This window comes from Egbenema bharatensis FJBBOT/2019 (assembly GCF_048077055.1).
Taxonomy (GTDB): Bacteria; Cyanobacteriota; Cyanobacteriia; order Elainellales; family Elainellaceae; genus Egbenema; species Egbenema bharatensis.
Genome location: NZ_CP182236.1, coordinates 5354476 through 5371457, shown reverse-complemented (window position 1 = coordinate 5371457; position 16982 = coordinate 5354476). Strand labels below are relative to the sequence as shown.

The window sequence follows — 16982 nt, the reverse complement described above, 5'->3', positions numbered from 1 at the left end:
CAATCAAACATAGTCTCCTGAGCTAGCTCCACAAAACAAAAATCCCCCACCCGAAGGCAGGGGATTAATTTACCTATTTACACTCGATCGCCGTTAACCGTACCGACTCGCAGTCGAGGCAATCAAGAAGGCAGCGTAGGTCAGGATATAGCCAACCGTAAAGTGAGCCAGACCCACCAAACGACCTTGAACAATCGACATTGCTACCGGCTTGTCCTTCCAACGAACCAGGTTCGCCAGAGGAGTGCGCTCATGGGCCCAAACCAGCGTTTCAATTAGCTCTTGCCAGTAACCGCGCCAGCTAATCAGGAACATGAAGCCCGTCGCCCAAACCAGGTGTCCGAAGAGGAACATCCAAGCCCAGACCGCCAGATTGTTCATGCCATAGGGGTTGTACCCGTTGATTAACTGAGCCGAGTTCAGCCAGAGGTAATCCCGTAGCCAGCCCATGATCGTTGGAGATGCTTCATTGAACTGAGCAACGTTGCCGCTCCACACCCCAAGGTGCTTCCAGTGCCAGTAGAACGTAACCCAACCGATCGTATTCAGCATCCAGAACATGGCGAGGTAGAAGGAATCCCAACCGGAAATATCGCAAGTACCGCCACGACCTGGTCCATCACAAGGGAAGGCATAACCGAAGTCTTTCTTGTCGGGCATCAGCTTGGAACCGCGAGCATCCAACGCACCCTTGACCAAGATCAGAGTGGTGGTGTGCAGTCCCAGAGCGATCGCATGGTGGATTAAGAAGTCACCAGGGCCAATCGTCAGGAACAGAGAGTTACTGCCGCTGTTGATGGCATCCAGCCAGCCACCCAGCCACACGTTACCGTGATTTGGCCAAGCGGTGGAGGCAATACTGTCAGGGTTCGACAGCAGGGTATCAAAACCGTACAGCACCTTACCGTGAGAAGCCTGGATGAACTGGGCAAACACCGGTTCAATCAAGATTTGCTTTTCAGGAGTGCCGAAGGCTTGCATTACGTCGTTGTGGACGTAGATTCCCAGAGTGTGGAAGCCCAGGAAGAGGGACACCCAGCTCAGGTGAGAGATGATCGCTTCCTTATGGTTCAAAACGCGATCGAGCACATTGCCCTTATTCTGAACCGGATCATAGTCACGGACGAGGAAGATCGCGCCGTGAGCAAAGGCACCCACCATGATGAAGCCAGCAATGTACTGGTGATGAGTATAGAGGGCAGCCTGAGTCGTATAATCCCGCGCCATGAAGGCATAGGGAGGCAACGAGTACATATGCTGCGCCACCAGGGAAGTGATCACACCCAGGGCAGCCAGAGCAAACGCCAACTGGAAGTGCAGCGAATTGTTCATGGTGTCGTACAGCCCTTGGTGAGGCAGGTTGAACTGACCTTCACTCTTGGGACTGAGGAGACCCTTCTTGGAATCCAGCATTTCTTTGATGCTGTGACCGATTCCAAAGTTGGTGCGATACATGTGACCGGCAATGATGAAGATCACTGCGATCGCCAGGTGGTGGTGCGCCATGTCCGTCAGCCAGAGGGATTCTGTCTGAGGATGGAAACCACCCAGGAAAGTCAGGATTGCGGTTCCAGCCCCTTGGGAAGTCCCAAAGACATGGGCAGCCGTATCCGGATTTTCCGCGTACACACCCCAGTTACCCGTAAAGAAGGGCAGCAAACCTGCGGGGTGTGGTGGGGTAGAGAGGAAATTGTCCCAACCCACATGCTGACCACGAGATTCAGGGATAGCCACGTGAATCAAGTGACCCGCCCAAGCCAGAGAGCTAACGCCGAACAGACCCGCCAGGTGGTGGTTCAAGCGAGACTCTGCATTCTTAAACCAGGACAGAGAAGGACGGAACTTGGGCTGGAGGTGGAGCCAACCTGCGAACAGGAAGATCGCCGCCAGGAAGAGCAGGAAGATGGAACCAGAGTAGAGGTCACCATTGGTCCGCATCCCCTGGGTATACCACCAGTGATAGATACCGGAGTAAGTGATGTTAACCGGGTTGGAAGCACCTGCACGAGTGAAGGCATCCACCGCAGCTTGACCGAAGTGAGGATCCCAGATCGCATGGGCGATGGGACGGACGTTCAGGGGATCTTTCACCCACTGTTCGAAGTTTCCTTGCCAAGCGACATGGAAGAGATTACCAGAAGTCCAGAGGAAGATGATTGCCAGATGACCAAAGTGGGACGCGAAAATCTTTTGGTAAAGATTTTCTTCCGTCATGCCATCGTGGCTCTCGAAATCATGGGCAGTGGCAATCCCATACCAGATCCGACGGGTGGTCGGGTCTTGGGCCAGGTCTTGGCTAAATTTTGGGAATTTTGTTGCCATAAGTCCTAATTGATGAACTCAATTAGCGATCGCTGTTTAGCTATGCGCCTCTAGTTTACTGAACTACGGGAAGGGACGGGGGACTGAAGCCATCCAATATTATTGAAGAATTCAATGCCACCGATAACTTAGCCCCTTGTCCGTGGGTCAAGCATAGGTTTACTACGCTTGGATAGCCCAGTCTAGAGAGAAACCTAACCGTCAGCGAGCACTAGCCTACCGAAATGATCCGTGCCAGGAAGAATGCCCAAGTGGTGACGATTCCACCCAGCAGATAATGAGCCACCCCAACAGCACGACCCTGAATAATGCTCAGAGCGCGAGGCTGAATCGCAGGGGCAACGTTGAGCTTGTTGTGAGCCCAAACGATCGACTCAATCAGTTCTTGCCAGTAGCCACGACCACTGAACAGGAACATCAGGCTGAACGCCCAGACAAAGTGAGCACCCAGGAACAGCAAGCCATAGGCAGACAGAGCTGAACCGTAGGAACCAATCACCTGAGCCGCTTGTGCCCACAGGAAGTCGCGGAGCCAACCGTTGATGGTGATGGCACTCTGGGCAAAGTTACCACCCGTAATGTGAGAGACCGTCCCGTCTGGTGAAACTGTGCCCCACACATCCGACTGCATCTTCCAACTGAAGTGGAAAATCACAATCGATAAGGAGTTGTACATCCAGAACAGACCCAGGAAGACGTGATCCCAACCAGAAACCTGGCAAGTACCACCCCGACCGGGACCATCGCAAGGGAAGCGGAAGCCCAGGTTCATCTTGTCTGGAATCAGACGAGAGCTACGGGCAAACAGCACACCCTTGAGCAGGATCAGAACCGTAACGTGAATCGTGAAGGCGTGGATATGGTGCACCATGAAGTCTGCCGTACCGAGGGCGATCGGCATCATGGCAACCTTACCGCCCACTGCTACCACATCGCCGCCAAAGGCATAGCTCACAGGAGCCAAAGCGTTGGGTGCAGTGTTGCCTGGAGCCATCAGGTGCAGGTTTTGCACCCACTGAGCAAACACAGGCTGAAGTTGAATGGCGGTGTCAGAGAACATGTCCTGAGGACGACCCAACGCCCGCATTGTGTCGTTGTGAATGTATAGACCAAAGCTGTGGAAGCCCAGGAAAATACAAACCCAGTTCAAGTGAGAGATGATGGCATCCCGGTGACGGATGACGCGATCGAGCAAGTTATTGACATTCTTGGCTGGATCGTAGTCCCGCACCATGAAGATCGCCGCGTGTGCCCCAGCACCCACAATCAGGAAGCCACCAATCCACATATGGTGCGTGAAGATGGATAGCTGAGTGGGATAGTCCGTCGCAATGTACGGATAGGGCGGCATGGAGTACATATGGTGAGCCACCAGGATGGTCAGAGAACCCAATACTGCCAGGTTCACTGCCAACTGAGCATGCCAGGAGGTGGTCAGGATTTCATACAGACCTTTATGTCCTTCACCCGTGAACGGCCCTTTGTGAGCCTCCAGGATTTGCTTCATGCTGTGACCAATGCCCCAGTTCGTGCGGTACATATGACCTGCCACGATGAAGAGCACTGCCAGAGCCAGGTGATGGTGAGCTGTATCAGACAGCCAGAGACCGCCTGTTACCGGGTTCAAACCACCCTTGAAGGTGAGGAAGTCTGCATAGGCTCCCCAGTTGAGGGTGAAGAAAGGAATCACCCCGCTAGGGATACCCCAGTCCACACTGGGATAGAGATCCTTCATTAAGCCAGGATTGAGGATGAACTCATGGGGCAAAGGAATGTCCCGAACCGGAACCCCAGCATCCAGGAGTTTATTAATCGGCAGCGATACGTGGATCTGATGCCCAGCCCAGGATAAACAGCCCAAGCCCAGCAGACCTGCCAGGTGGTGGTTCATCATGGACTCTGCGTTCTGGAACCACTCCAGCTTCGGAGCACTCTTGTGGTAGTGGAACCAGCCCGCGAACAGCATCAAGCCAGCCATCACCAAACCGCCGATCGCGGTGCAGTAAAGCTGAAACTCGTTAGTGATACCGGACGCACGCCACAGTTGGAAGAATCCAGAGGTAATTTGAATTCCCTGGAATCCGCCACCAACATCTGCATTCAAAATTTCTTGACCAACGATCGGCCAAACCACCTGTGCACTAGGTTTGATGTTCAGGGGGTCAGCCAGCCATGCTGAATAATTGGAGAACTTCGCGCCGTGGAAGTACATACCGCTGAGCCAGATAAACACAACGGCAAGGTGACCAAAGTGGGCGCTGAAGATCTTACGAGATATATCTTCTAGGTCACTGGTATGGCTATCAAAATCGTGAGCGTCGGCGTGAAGGTTCCAAATCCAAGTCGTTGTCTTAGGGCCCTTCGCAAGGGTGCGATCGAAGTGACCGGGTTTAGACCACTTCTCAAAGGAAGTAGCCACTGGGTCTTTATCGACCACGACTTTGACCTTCTGCTCTCGCTCCCGTGGGGTAGTTGTCATTCGAGAACTCTCCTCTCTCTAGACAAGGAACGAATGCCTGCCCAAGCAGTAATTCCCTTGTTGAAGTCACCAGAAGAACTGGTAATCAGCATGATGAGGTATATGAGACCAGATGGGAGCGTCTAAAAAAGGATCTAGACTCTGACCTGCTCTACCAAGGGACGTACCTGAAGTGTTCGCTTTAGACTATTTCTAATCCGCAGCACCGCCAAAAGGCGTTCACAGCTTGGGAGGTACTGACGAGCATTATAAAACTGTATTTCGACGCTCATTAAGCAGGTTAACAATATTTCAAATTACCAAATCCTTGATCCATCAGGATTCTAGACAAGCTATCAGCAAAAAACAGGCTTTCTGTTGAATATTATTCATAAATCGAAACATTTAATGTTTTCCATAGATAAATTCCAGGGATTGAGTCATCGCCTGGCTTTGCCGGAATGTAACGAACCCTTAATGTTCAATTTTGCTTTCCGGTTCTGTCAACGATTTCTTATTGATTACATAGGAAACGATAAATACTTTCTGAGCACTAGATAAACATTTATGCAAGTAACATTTAGGAATGTAAATACTTTGAATTATTTGTTGAAATTAGCGATTTTCTGCGGTGCAGTTGTTGCGGGAGGGTCTGCTGGATCTCCTTTCCCCATCAAACGGTAAGATAGATCAGGCAAATCGCCGTGCTGATGGATTGAGCGAACGCTGACAACATATATGGATATAGCTGTGGACATAGCATCAATTCCTTTACTTCCAGTCTTGGTGTACGTCGTCTTAGGTGGAGCCTATCTGGTGGTTCTTCCCGCCTTGACCTTTCTCTACCTGAAAGAACGCTGGTATACAGCCCAATCGTTAGAGCGGGTGATCATGTACTTCATGGTATTTTTCCTTTTCCCCGGTCTCCTGCTGCTCAGTCCGTTTCTTAATTTCCGGCCGCAGCCGCGCCAGGTTGACTAGCGGCTGGGTGCAAATTCTTTAGGTAAACACATGCGGCGGATTGATGTCATTGGAATTGGACTGGGAGTGTTTGCAGCCGGAGGGGTGATCTATCTCATCCTGAAGCTGGCTGGCATGGACAGTCTCAGTGCTGGGTTGTGGAGTCAGGTGATTTTCCTGGGAGGACTGGTGGGTTGGGTGGTTACCTACCTGACGCGCGTCCTGTCTAAAAATATGACCTACAACCGCCAACTCGAAGACTACGAAGAAGCCTACATAAAAAAACGCCTGGAAGAAATGTCCCCAGAAGAACTCGAAGCCCTGCAACGGGAAGTGGAAGAGGAGAAGGCGCGATCGAGGCAGAAGGAAGGGGAATAGAGGGAATAGAGGTAAGGGGTTGAGAGAGAGTAGCGATATGGTTTCTGTTTCTGAGGTTTCTGTTTCTGGTTGTATGGATGCCCTGCGCGATCGGGGGCAATGTGCTTTAGTGCCTTTTATTACGGCAGGTGATCCGGATCTGGAAACCACGGCAAAGGCATTACAGATTCTCGATCGCAATGGGGCGGATTTAATTGAATTGGGCGTTCCCTATTCTGATCCCCTTGCGGATGGCCCGGTGATTCAGGCTGCTGCAACGCGAGCTTTACAGAAGGGCATTCGGCTAGAGCAAGTGCTGGAGATGCTGAAGACAATCAGCCCTGCTCTGAAGGCTCCGGTAATTTTGTTTACTTACTACAACCCCATTTTGAATCGAGGCATTAAAACCTTCTTTCAGCAAATTGCTGAGGCAGGCGCAAAGGGATTAGTGGTACCTGATTTGCCCCTCGAAGAAGTGGGTGCCGTTCTGGAAGCGGCAAAGGCTGTGGGCGTGGAAGTCATTCTCTTAGTTGCTCCCACAACTCCCAAGGAACGGATCGCGGCAATTGCTGAACATTCTCAAGGATTTATCTATCTGGTCAGCGTCACTGGAGTGACGGGGATGCGCACTGCCATTGAGTCCCGCGTTCAAACCCTGTTGACCGATCTGCACGGAATTACCGATAAGCCGATCGGGGTTGGGTTCGGCATTTCCCAAGCCAGTCAGGCCAAGCAGGTGATGGAATGGGGGGCAGATGCAGTCATTGTTGGGAGTGCCTTTGTGAAGCGGCTGGCGGATGGTTCCCCAGACCAGGGACTACAGGCGATCGAAACCTTTTGCCGCAGTTTGAAGGCTGCCATTTCTGAGTAGGAGCAGGAGCTGAGGATCATGGATTAAATAACCTGTAAAGCGTTTTACTTTGTTGACTGGGCGGGCAAGACCTCGGCTTGAGCCCAGTCGAAACGCTGCCCACCCCACAAGAATTTCAGTTTATTTAATTCGCATTCCTCAGGATCTAGAACCCATGACAAATTCGCCCCAGTATGGGATTGTTCTGGTCACGGCTGCTTCCCAGGCTGAGGCAGAGTCGATAGCGGAAACCCTCGTACAGGAGAAGCTGGCTGCTTGTGTGAGCCTGATGCCGATTCGATCGGTCTATACCTGGCAGGGAGAGGTGCATCGGGATCAAGAGTGGCAGTTGGTGATTAAAACCGACCTGAGCCGATTTTCAGACCTGGAGACAAAGGTGCGATCGATCCATTCCTACGAAGTCCCGGAGGTGATCGCCCTGCCCCTGGTGAATGGTTCTCAGCCCTATCTGGATTGGATCACGGAACAGGTGAGGGGATGAACAATTAACTTGATCAATCCGAAGGAATGTAAAAGGAATGTAAAAGGAATGTAAATCGAATAGTCTGAAATTCTTATGGGGTGGGAAAGATGCCCGCCCAGTCAACCAGGCAGAATGATCGCAATTACGCCAGTTTCGCCAGCTACGCCAGCTACGCCAGCAGTTCCGCATCCTGGGCAGCAAACCGCTCGAACAGGGAAGTTAGTACGACGTTAGAAAACAGAAAGCCTTCCGGGTCAGTCAGATGCAGGCGTTGTGATTGCTCACCCTCCAGAACCACCCAACCCTGTCGCTGATAGGGCTGCAAGCAGTCGAGAACCTGAGAGACGATCGCTTCGCCAAATTGTGCGATTAATCCAGGAACGGACAATCCCGCTGCCAGCCGTAGTCCTAACATCAGGGTATCGAGTAGCCGCTCATTCTGGGAGACGATCGGACAGTCGATCGTGCCATTTTGCTTGACTAAAGTTTGGATCCACTGATAGTATTCTCGGCGTTTGCGGGGACGGGTGAATCGCTGTCCGTTGGTGTAGCTGGCAGCAGCCATCCCAAATCCGTAATACGATCGGTTCTCCCAATAGATGCAATTATGCTGACAGGCATACCCCGATCGCGCATAGTTGGAAATTTCGTAATGGTGATACCCTGCCTGGGTCAAGGTTTTCTGGGCGATCCGGTACATCTGCGCCGTGGCTTCATCACTGGGGAGCGGATCTGCACCAGGGGTATACCAGCGATCGAAGGCAGTACCCGGTTCCACCGTCAGGTCATACACCGAGAGATGGGTTGGATTCAGGTCGATCGCCTGTGATAAAGAGTCCTGCCAGTGATCCAGGGTCAGGTGCGGCAGCCCGGAGATTAAGTCCAGGCTGAAATTGGTCACTCCCACTCGATGAATGGCTTCAACCGCAGCATAGATATCCGCAGGGGTATGGGTACGACCGCAGGCAATCAGAAGTTCGGGCTGAAAAGCCTGGACTCCCAGGCTCAGGCGATTGATTCCAGCCGCCCGGTAGCCCCGAAGTCGATCGAGATCCACTGTATCAGGATCAATCTCCATCGAAAGTTCTGCGCTTGCATCAATCCCAAACCGTTGATCAACTGTTTCCAGAATTTGCTCTAGTTGGGAAACGGTCAGTAACGAAGGGGTTCCGCCTCCCAAAAATACTGTCGCCAGCGATCGACTCAAAACGGGCGTGGTATGGATTTCCTGACAGAGGAGATCGACGTATTCTGCGATCGTGCCAAAACCTGTGTCAGATTGACCAACCTGACGAGATCGGGGCGGTTTATCTCCCACAACCGAAATCGGAAAGTCACAGTAGAAGCAGCGACGACGGCAAAAGGGAATATGAATATAGGCCGCAGTAGGGCGATCGAAGCTCAACGCATCCCCCGGCTGATTGGCCTCCATTTCGCCAACCCCAGATCCGCTAAACGTAAACTCATCGTTTTTCCGATGGTTAAAAACCGAACTAAACTGATCGCTCAACAACGACAAAACCCTTCCTGGATCGGGCGATATAATGAGGCTGTGCAAGCCTGTGTGTTAAGTTTATTCTCATCTTCCCGCCCAGCCAACACAACCGTTGATTCTTAAGATAAGAGTTAAGCGTTAATGGTGACTCACAAGCGGGAAATTGCTCACAGAGCATTCGCTCATCGGGTGTTGCTCTGGGCAATCCTGGGCAAATTTGGGCGATTGATGGGCACTCTGGGCGATCGGGATTCTATCCTATCTTTCCTCAGAGAAATCTGTCCAGAAAACTCGCCTGGCACCTGGACTTGTGCAACTCAATCTGCACCCTCACTCAATCATAGATAGTTATCATGCTTGATGCAATTATCATCCTATCATTCATCCTGGCAGGGGCAGGGATTGGCTTCTATGGCGTGGATCTGTTGCCAAGTGACACTTTGGCGCAGGTTTCCAGCCTGGAGGGGCTAAGTTTTGTAACGGGCGGTTTTGGAGCCTTGATCGGCCTGGCGTTCGGGTTAGTGGCTCAAACCGGCTATCGTCGCGTCGAGCGTCAAGTTCGAGAGATGCCCGTCGATGTCCTCCTCAGTCGATCGGTCGGTCTAGTACTGGGGTTGCTGGTGGCAAACCTGTTGCTGGCACCGATTTTCCTCTTGCCAATTCCCCGAGAATTTGCCTTTATCAAGCCCCTGGCAGCGATTTTGGGCAGCGTTATGTTTGCCTTTTCGGGGGTCAATCTAGCTGATATCCACGGTCGAACCCTACTGCGATTAATCAACCCAAATAGTGTGGAAAGTATGCTGGTGGCGGAGGGCACGTTGAAGCCTGCTGCGTCCAAAGTTTTGGATACTAGCTGCATTATTGATGGCCGCATTGAAGACCTGCTGGGTACGGGGTTTCTGGAGGGACAAATTTTGATCCCTCAATTCGTCCTGCAAGAGCTACAGACCGTGGCCGATGCCTCTAATGAGCAAAAGCGCACCCGAGGTCGGCGCGGTTTGGATATCCTGAAACTGCTTCAGGAAGCCTATCCCGAACGAATCGTGATTCACTCGGCAGACTATGACGACATTGCCACAGTGGATGCCAAGCTGGTTCGCCTGGCTCAGGAAATCAATGCCACTCTCTTAACCAATGACTATAACCTGAACAAAGTAGCCAGCCTGCAACGGGTGAATGTGCTGAACATTAATGATCTGGCCCAGGCGATGCGTCCGGCCTATCTGCCTGGAGATTTGCTGGATCTGAAAATTCTCAAGCAGGGCAAGGAACCTGCCCAGGGAGTTGGTTATTTAGAAGATGGCACGATGGTCGTTGTGGAAGATGGCGGCAGCTACATTGGGGATGAACTCTCTGTGGTCGTGACAGGCGCACTGCAAACTTCAGCGGGACGGATGATTTTTGCCCGTCCGGGGGCTTCGATGGTGACCGGGTGAGGGGTGACAGGTTGAGGTTTGGCTCCGATCGATGCGGGTGAAACAGCGCGTTAAACAGTGCGATCGCTGTACTCAGTCCTTTCCCGTGCTGTACCGGATTCAGTCGGATGGATCGGGGCAATGGCGGTTTGTCTGTGAGGCTTGTCTGTTGAAGCTTCGTGAGAATAATCCTGACTATGTTTACGGCGGCACCTGGAAGGCTCGAAAGCGGCGATAAGGAGCATGGATTCAAGAGTACGCCCCCGTCAGGCTTCTGCATCGTTGTCCGATTGCAGGATAGTTTTAATTGCGTTCAAAAAATCCTGTTCTAGATAGGGTTTCGTAAAGTAGGCCGTTGCTCCAAGCTGAGTCGCTAACCAGCGGTGTTTATCATTGCTGCGCGAAGTTAACATCACAACGGGAATGTCGGAGAATTGCGGATTCTGGCGACGGTAGCTGAGAAACTCAAAGCCATTCATATTGGGCATTTCCACATCGCAAATAATCAGCTTAATGGATGAACTTTGCTTGAGCTGATCGATCGCCTCCCAACCATCACGGGCTTGCAGAATCCGAAAACCCTGGCGTTCCAAAGAGAGGGCCAGCGTTCGGCGCAGGGTGACGGCATCATCAACCACCAGAATTGTCGGGGCCTGAATGGTTTTGCCCGTGAGGAGGGCGCGATGGTTCCACGATTCAGGTTTGTTTGAGGCGGAGATGGTTTGCGGTGGTGAGGCTCCCTGGGATTGTTTGAACTCCAGTAGGGCCAGAATATCCAGGACAGGGACAAGGCTGCCATCCCCCAAAATGGTACAGCCGTAGGTGTAGCTGGGTGGAGCGATCGTCGGGCTGAACGGTTTCACGACCAGTTCCTGTTCATTCACCAGGCGATCGACCTGCAGTGCAATAAACCGCTGATCCTGCCGCATGATCAGGATGGGGGCTGCCCATTCCTCCGGGGAGGATACCGAGATCAGGGCTTTACTCATGGGGATTTCGGGGAGCGGACAGCTATAGTCCAGTAAATTGGTGAGGCTATAGGCTGGAATAATTTGTTCTCGCCAATATAGAAATTGCTGGTTGCCTGACTGCTTCAGTTGATTGGGTTGGGGAGTCAGGATTTCCTCAATTCCTTCTGCCGGAATCGCAAAGGCACTGGATCCCACCAAGCCGATCATCAAACGAGCGATCGTCAGAGTCAGCGGCAAATATAAGGTAAACGTCGTCTCTTTACCCAGCGTTGAAGTAACAGACACAGAACCTTTAATCGCCGCTAATTGGGAACGAACCACATCCAGTCCCACCCCTCGTCCAGACAGTTCACTCACCTGGGTTGCGGTGGAAAATCCTGGTTCAAAAATCAGTTCAAACAACTGATCTGGAGTCGTCATCAGGAGTTGATCGGCCGCCAGCCAACCCATTTCAAAGGCCCGACTGCGAATTCGATCGACGTTGAGTCCCTGCCCATCGTCCTTAATTTCAATAATGGTTTGATTGCCCTTGTGGTAGGCCCGAATTTCGATGTGACCCTGTTCCGGTTTGCCGCGCTGCCGCCGCAGAAAAGGGGGTTCAATCCCATGATCAAAAGCGTTGCGGAGGAGATGCAGCAGGGGGTCGTACAGTTTCTCCAGCATGGCCTTGTCCACCAGGGTATCGGTTCCTGCCAGGGTGAGGCGGACGGGCTTGCTGTAGGTTGTAGACAAATCACGCAAGACTCGCGGGAATCGATTGAGCAATTCTCCCAGGGGCAACATCCGGGCCCACTTTAGCTCATCCTGTAAATAAGTCAGCGATTGGCGTTGCTGATCCAGGGTTCGGTTGGATTGGCGCGTGAACAGCGTGATATCTTCGATCGATTCTTCCAACTGCACCAGGTTCTCCTGAATCTCCTGCATTTGCAGATACAGCGCGCCGTAGCTATCCATTTCCAGTGCATCAAATTCCACCAGAGCAGTTGCATCAACGGGGTAGGTGGGAGTAGCGGAGAAATCTTCGATCGCAGACTTTCCTGGAAACGGTAGGGTGGCATTTAGCGCCTCTGCAGCATTCGGGTTCAGGCTGGAAAGTGCTTGACGTGCCGTGGGAGATATCAAAGTTTGATTCGCTAGCTCTTGAAAGCGATCGATCAGCATCCGGAAGCGATCGAAGCGATCGACCAGTCCTTTCAACACACCATGCAGTTGTTCATTCTGTAAGGACAGTCCGTCCCGATTGATCATTAATTCTCCCACCAGGTTATTCATTCGCTCCAGGCGATCGGAATCGACTCGAATGGTCAGGTTGGGAGTAACAGGGGATTCAACTTTTTGAGTATAAAAGGGTTCCGATCGGTGAGTGGATTCAGAGGCGGAGGAAAGTTCTCTGAGTTGATGCAGTGGCACAATCTTGGAGGTAGAAAAATTTTGTTCATATTCAGTTCCGTAGTCTATCAGCTGATCTCGATGCTGAGAAAAATAAGGATCAGATGGATAAGCCTGGGAAAATGAATTGTCTTCTAATTCAGCCTCGCTAACTGACCCGATGTAATTCTCAAATTCCTCCACTATTTCATCACTGGTTTCATAAAAATCAGTTTCAATAATTGAAGCTTCAGCATCTATAAAAGCAGGATCATGCGATTCAGTTTGCGTGACCGTAGGATCTCCAAAAATGGTTTCTAAAAAGGGAAAAGCTTGATTCAATTCATTCAGAACTGGATTACTATCAGTTGGATCGGGTGGGTCTACCGGGTCGGTGGAAGCGAATTCATCGACGGACGGGTTGCTGAGGGACAGTAGCTCCACTGAAAGATTGGGTTCGCCAGCGCGATCGCCTGCCAGCACTGCCTGCCGACACTGCTCAAATTCAGATATGGCCAGTTGAGTAATTTCTAAAGCTTGATGGGGATAATTTTGCATGGCCTGACGTACCGCTTCAGCCGTCGCACTAAACCGGGGTATGTTCAAAAATTCAGCAAATCCAGCAAACACCTCAACCTGGGCCTGCAACTCCCCCATCACTTCATAGTTGTGAGGTTCGGCAACCACCACGGCCAGACGTTCTAACCCCTGAGCTACATCCACTTCAAAAATAGAAGCAACAATGTCAATGCCAAGCTCAGAAGAACTGGGAATATAGCTCTCTTGCAATAGAGCATCTCCACATCGCTCTTCAATTTGTGCCAGGATCGGTTCAGCCTGATGCAGTGCTTGTTCAGCATTGAAAAACCCTGTGGTGATCTGTTCCATGAGCGGTAATCGCAAACAATCAAACGCTCCCAGTAGTTGGTTTTCCAGTTCTGTATCAATCTCCAGGGCTTCGTTATATAGAGCCTTAAAAATATTTTCCAGACGATGGGACAGCGTTGCAATGGCATCTAACCCAACACTGGCCGCCCCTCCTTTGATGGAATGGGCCGATCGCATCAAGTTATGAATTTTTGCGGTGCTGCGATCCTGGCTCAGGGTCAGTAACCCGGCCTCTAAGGTTTGCAAAAGGTCGGGAGCCTCTTCAATAAAAAACTGGTAGGCTTGGTCGCGGATTTCAGGGTTAATTGCCATAGTTCATCCAGTTCATCAAAAAACGAGAGAGAATGCGTGCGTCCTCAGTCCTCAAACCTTAAACTGTCCGATGCCGTCTTGCAGGGTTTGGGCAACCTGCCGCAGTTGTTCAAAAGACAGGGCCACATAGCGGGCTTCTTCCGATGTTTTGTTTGCAATGTCTGCCACTTCTTTCATGGTTTGGGTCAGGGCAGATGAAGCGGTGGTTTGAGAAACCGTGAGTTGCGCGATCGAACTGACCAGATTACCGATGCGGTTACTGGCGGCGGTAATGTTGTTCAAGCTCTGGCGAGTGTCGTCTACTAATTTGGTTCCAATCACCACCTGCTCAATCCCAGACTCCATTGCAGTCACTACTTCACTGGTTTCAGCCTGAATACTGGCAATCAGTTTGCGAATTTCTTCGGTTGCTTCTGCGGACTGTCGCGCCAGGGCCCGCACCTCACTGGCGACCACCGCAAACCCTCTGCCTTCTTCCCCAGCCCGTGAAGCCTCAATGGAAGCATTCAACGCCAGCATATTGGTTTGGGCTGTAAAGGCACTGATCAGTTCCACCACCTTAGAAATCTTTTGAGAGGATTCACCCAGGTGTTTCACCTTTTTCGCCGTGTCTGCTACCGTCGATCGAATCACCTGAATTCCATCAACGGTTCGGTTCATGGCCAGATCCCCTTCTTCCACCGTTTGTGCCGCTTCCCGTACGGCTAGCTCCGCCTGTTGGGCATTATGGGCCACTTCCTGCACGGCTCCGGTCAGATTTTGCACCACGTTGAGGGCTTGCGCCAGTTCAGTGGCCTGTTGGAGGGCTTCCGCTGACAGAGCTTGTACTGCAGTCTCACTGGTGCTGGTGGTTTCTACTACTTGATTGGCAGCATTTTGCACTTGCAGGACGATGCGCTTCAAGTTATCAACAGTAGCGTTGTAAGAGTCCGCGATCGTGCCAATTTCATCCGCTGTTACCTTGGCTCGCGTCGTCAGATCTCCTTTACTGATCGGATCAACTTCTTGCAGCAGTTCCAGCGCCCGTAGCTGTAGTCCTTCCTTCAGTTTTCGCTGTTCCTCCGCCAGTCGCTCTGTCTGTTCCAGGAGTTCTACTCGATAAATCGACAGACCTAATTCCGTGGTTAACTGACGTAAGAATTCAATCTCAAGCTCATTCCATTGATATGGAGCAGCATTGTGTACCATCAGTATGCCAAACAATCGATCGCCACTCATGATGGGAGCCAGAATACTGGACTGAATCGATCGCTGTTCTAATGCAGTCAGCAGTTCAAAGTGCGTATCGGTTTCTTTCCAGTTCTGGATTGTCAGAATCTGACCTTCCTCAAAGTCCTGGATCAGGGATTCTGAGAATAGGAATGGTTCTGAAACCTTGTTTTCTTCGTGGGTTGTTTCTAGTTCAGGGGATTCTAAAAGAACGGTTCCCCCACGATCCGCATTGATGAAGTAGAGCATGATGCGATCGGTTCTCAGGAATTCCCGTGTTCCATCCACAACCTGCTCAAACATTGAGGCCAGATCAGAGGTTCGTAAGGTTCCCGATCCTTTCGCCGTTGCCAGTAATCGCTCCCGCTCTGCTTCTAATGCCTGAGTATCCAGATAAGACTGAATCTGGCTAGCCATGCGGTTGATGTTTGTGCCTAAAAGCCCCAACTCATCCTGCCCCTGTACTGGAATGCGAGTGGACAGTTCTCCCTGCCCAATTTCATCCACAGCTTTTACAGCAGCCAACAGCGGGCGTGTGGCCCGGTTCGTCAGCACCGCTGCAATCACACCCAAGGTCAATGCCGTTACGATCGTTCCAATGGACAGGGTTAAAAGCAGGGTTCGTTGGGCAGCAAAAGCGGTTGCAGTCGGTTCATAAATCAGTACCCCCCAATCCAGAAATAGTCCTTCAATTCGGGCGATCGGAGCGTAGCTAATGATATACTCCTGACCGTCGATGGCTGACACATCCGTTACCGTTGTGGCAATACCCCGATTTCGTAGTTCTGGATATCTGGGAAAGATGCTCTGAAGTTCTGTCCCTGCTGCTTCATCGCTGGACACCACAACGCGGTTTTCTTGAGTGGCAAAGGGCCCGCCAGACTGAAACAACTGTCCATCAATTTCGATCGTATTTCCAGTGGCATTAATCCGAGTCGGTGAAATTTCCTGAACTTGCCCTTCCGCCGTTTGCTCGACATAGGTTACGCTGTGATCCACCACATGGAAGGCAGGCAGCGCTCTGGTTCCACCCGCTCCCCCCTGGTGAATCAAGTTAATCAGGTTTTCCCGAACCACGTCTGCTAGACTGCTGAGGGGCGTTTGACTATAAACAATGTTTCTCAGGCTAGAATCAGGATTGAGAACGGGTGATGCAATATACAGAGAGGGTATATCGCTGGTCGGCAAGGCCGTTTTCAAAATAGCGGCTGGCCGTAAATTGCCTCTGGTTTGCAACTGATAGGCAGCATTCAGTTCTGTAAAGGGTCTGGCATTAGCAGCCAGAAATTCCGCAGGCAGCTCCGTTCGGGTAGTTCTTAAGGGGGTGTTATTTTCGCCTGAAGTATCAATTCCCCCTTCTGGTGTCACGGTCAGAATTTGTTCGTAACCGGAATCACGTTGGGTAAAGCTATTAAAGTAATCAATAATTTCCTCAACAGGTACGATCTCTCGAATCTCTTCATCAACAATCGCAGGGGTGCTGGCGATCGTCTGCGTGTCCTGGATGCGAGAACGTACCACTCCATTGAGCTGTAAGCTAATGTTGACCGCCAGTCGCTGTCTTTCCTCTACGGTTTCCCGGACGATGATTTCATTTGCGATGTAGGTGGCGATCCCTCCCACAATCAATACAGGCAATACCCCCAGCGCGACGGCAATTCCCGTTGCCTTCGTTTTTACACTGAGCGATTGCCACCAACCGATTAAAGAACGAGGTTTTTTATCCCTGGCAGGCGTTGGCTTGTCAAAGGGCTGAATCTGTTCTGACGAAAATGAAGGGGAAGAAGGCTGCGAAACCGTTTGCCCTTCTTCTTCTGATGCCCGTATCAAAGTAGAAAGATGATTTTGATCGGAAGATTCAGATCTGGAGTTTGAGGAGTTTTGGTACATGGG

11 protein-coding genes are annotated in these 16982 nt (G+C 51.3%); 6 read left to right on the top strand and 5 right to left on the bottom strand.

Going from position 1 to position 16982, the window contains the following annotated elements; translation table 11 throughout:
* Window positions 1–93: 93 nt before the first annotated feature.
* Both psaB and psaA read right to left on the bottom strand, forming a co-directional pair.
* Window positions 94–2322 (bottom strand): photosystem I core protein PsaB, encoded by a 2229-nt coding sequence (gene psaB, locus ACM1PF_RS24930; protein ID WP_416668246.1) that lies wholly within the window; start codon window positions 2320–2322, stop codon window positions 94–96.
* A 211-nt stretch (window positions 2323–2533) separates the two neighbouring features.
* Window positions 2534–4801 (bottom strand): photosystem I core protein PsaA, encoded by a 2268-nt coding sequence (gene psaA, locus ACM1PF_RS24925; RefSeq protein WP_416668244.1) that lies wholly within the window; start codon window positions 4799–4801, stop codon window positions 2534–2536.
* A 729-nt stretch (window positions 4802–5530) separates the two neighbouring features.
* Between psaA and ndhL the strand changes: the two genes are divergently transcribed.
* From ndhL to cutA, 4 genes are all read left to right on the top strand, one after another.
* Window positions 5531–5761, top strand: a complete 231-nt coding sequence (gene ndhL, locus ACM1PF_RS24920) for an NAD(P)H-quinone oxidoreductase subunit L (RefSeq protein ID WP_416668241.1) — start codon at window positions 5531–5533, stop codon at window positions 5759–5761.
* 30 nt (window positions 5762–5791) lie between these two features.
* Window positions 5792–6118, top strand: a complete 327-nt coding sequence (locus tag ACM1PF_RS24915; protein ID WP_416668239.1) for a DUF3007 family protein — start codon at window positions 5792–5794, stop codon at window positions 6116–6118.
* Between the two features lie 37 nt (window positions 6119–6155).
* Window positions 6156–6968: a tryptophan synthase subunit alpha gene (gene trpA, locus ACM1PF_RS24910; protein ID WP_416668236.1), complete on the top strand. Its 813-nt coding sequence runs from the start codon at window positions 6156–6158 to the stop codon at window positions 6966–6968.
* Between the two features lie 154 nt (window positions 6969–7122).
* Window positions 7123–7449 carry a divalent-cation tolerance protein CutA gene (gene cutA, locus ACM1PF_RS24905; RefSeq protein ID WP_416668235.1) on the top strand — a complete coding sequence of 109 codons (327 nt, stop codon included), beginning with the start codon at window positions 7123–7125 and terminating at the stop codon, window positions 7447–7449.
* A 151-nt stretch (window positions 7450–7600) separates the two neighbouring features.
* Here the strand turns inward: cutA and hemW are convergent, their stop codons facing one another.
* Window positions 7601–8863 carry a radical SAM family heme chaperone HemW gene (gene hemW / locus ACM1PF_RS24900; protein WP_416668232.1) on the bottom strand — a complete coding sequence of 421 codons (1263 nt, stop codon included), beginning with the start codon at window positions 8861–8863 and terminating at the stop codon, window positions 7601–7603.
* Window positions 8864–9279: 416 nt separating this feature from the next.
* Here hemW and ACM1PF_RS24895 point away from each other — a divergent pair, with 416 nt between their 5' ends.
* Window positions 9280–10362 (top strand): PIN/TRAM domain-containing protein, encoded by a 1083-nt coding sequence (locus ACM1PF_RS24895; RefSeq protein ID WP_416668229.1) that lies wholly within the window; start codon window positions 9280–9282, stop codon window positions 10360–10362.
* Between the two features lie 31 nt (window positions 10363–10393).
* A complete protein-coding gene (locus ACM1PF_RS24890) occupies window positions 10394–10579 on the top strand; it encodes a hypothetical protein (RefSeq protein WP_416668226.1) in 186 nt (61 codons plus the stop codon).
* Between the two features lie 28 nt (window positions 10580–10607).
* Here the strand turns inward: ACM1PF_RS24890 and ACM1PF_RS24885 are convergent, their stop codons facing one another.
* On the bottom strand, window positions 10608–13880 hold the full coding sequence (locus ACM1PF_RS24885) for a response regulator (RefSeq protein WP_416668224.1): 3273 nt from the start codon (window positions 13878–13880) through the stop codon (window positions 10608–10610).
* Window positions 13881–13931: 51 nt separating this feature from the next.
* A complete protein-coding gene (locus tag ACM1PF_RS24880) occupies window positions 13932–16919 on the bottom strand; it encodes a methyl-accepting chemotaxis protein (RefSeq protein WP_416668221.1) in 2988 nt (995 codons plus the stop codon).
* Between the last annotated feature and the right edge of the window lie 63 nt (window positions 16920–16982).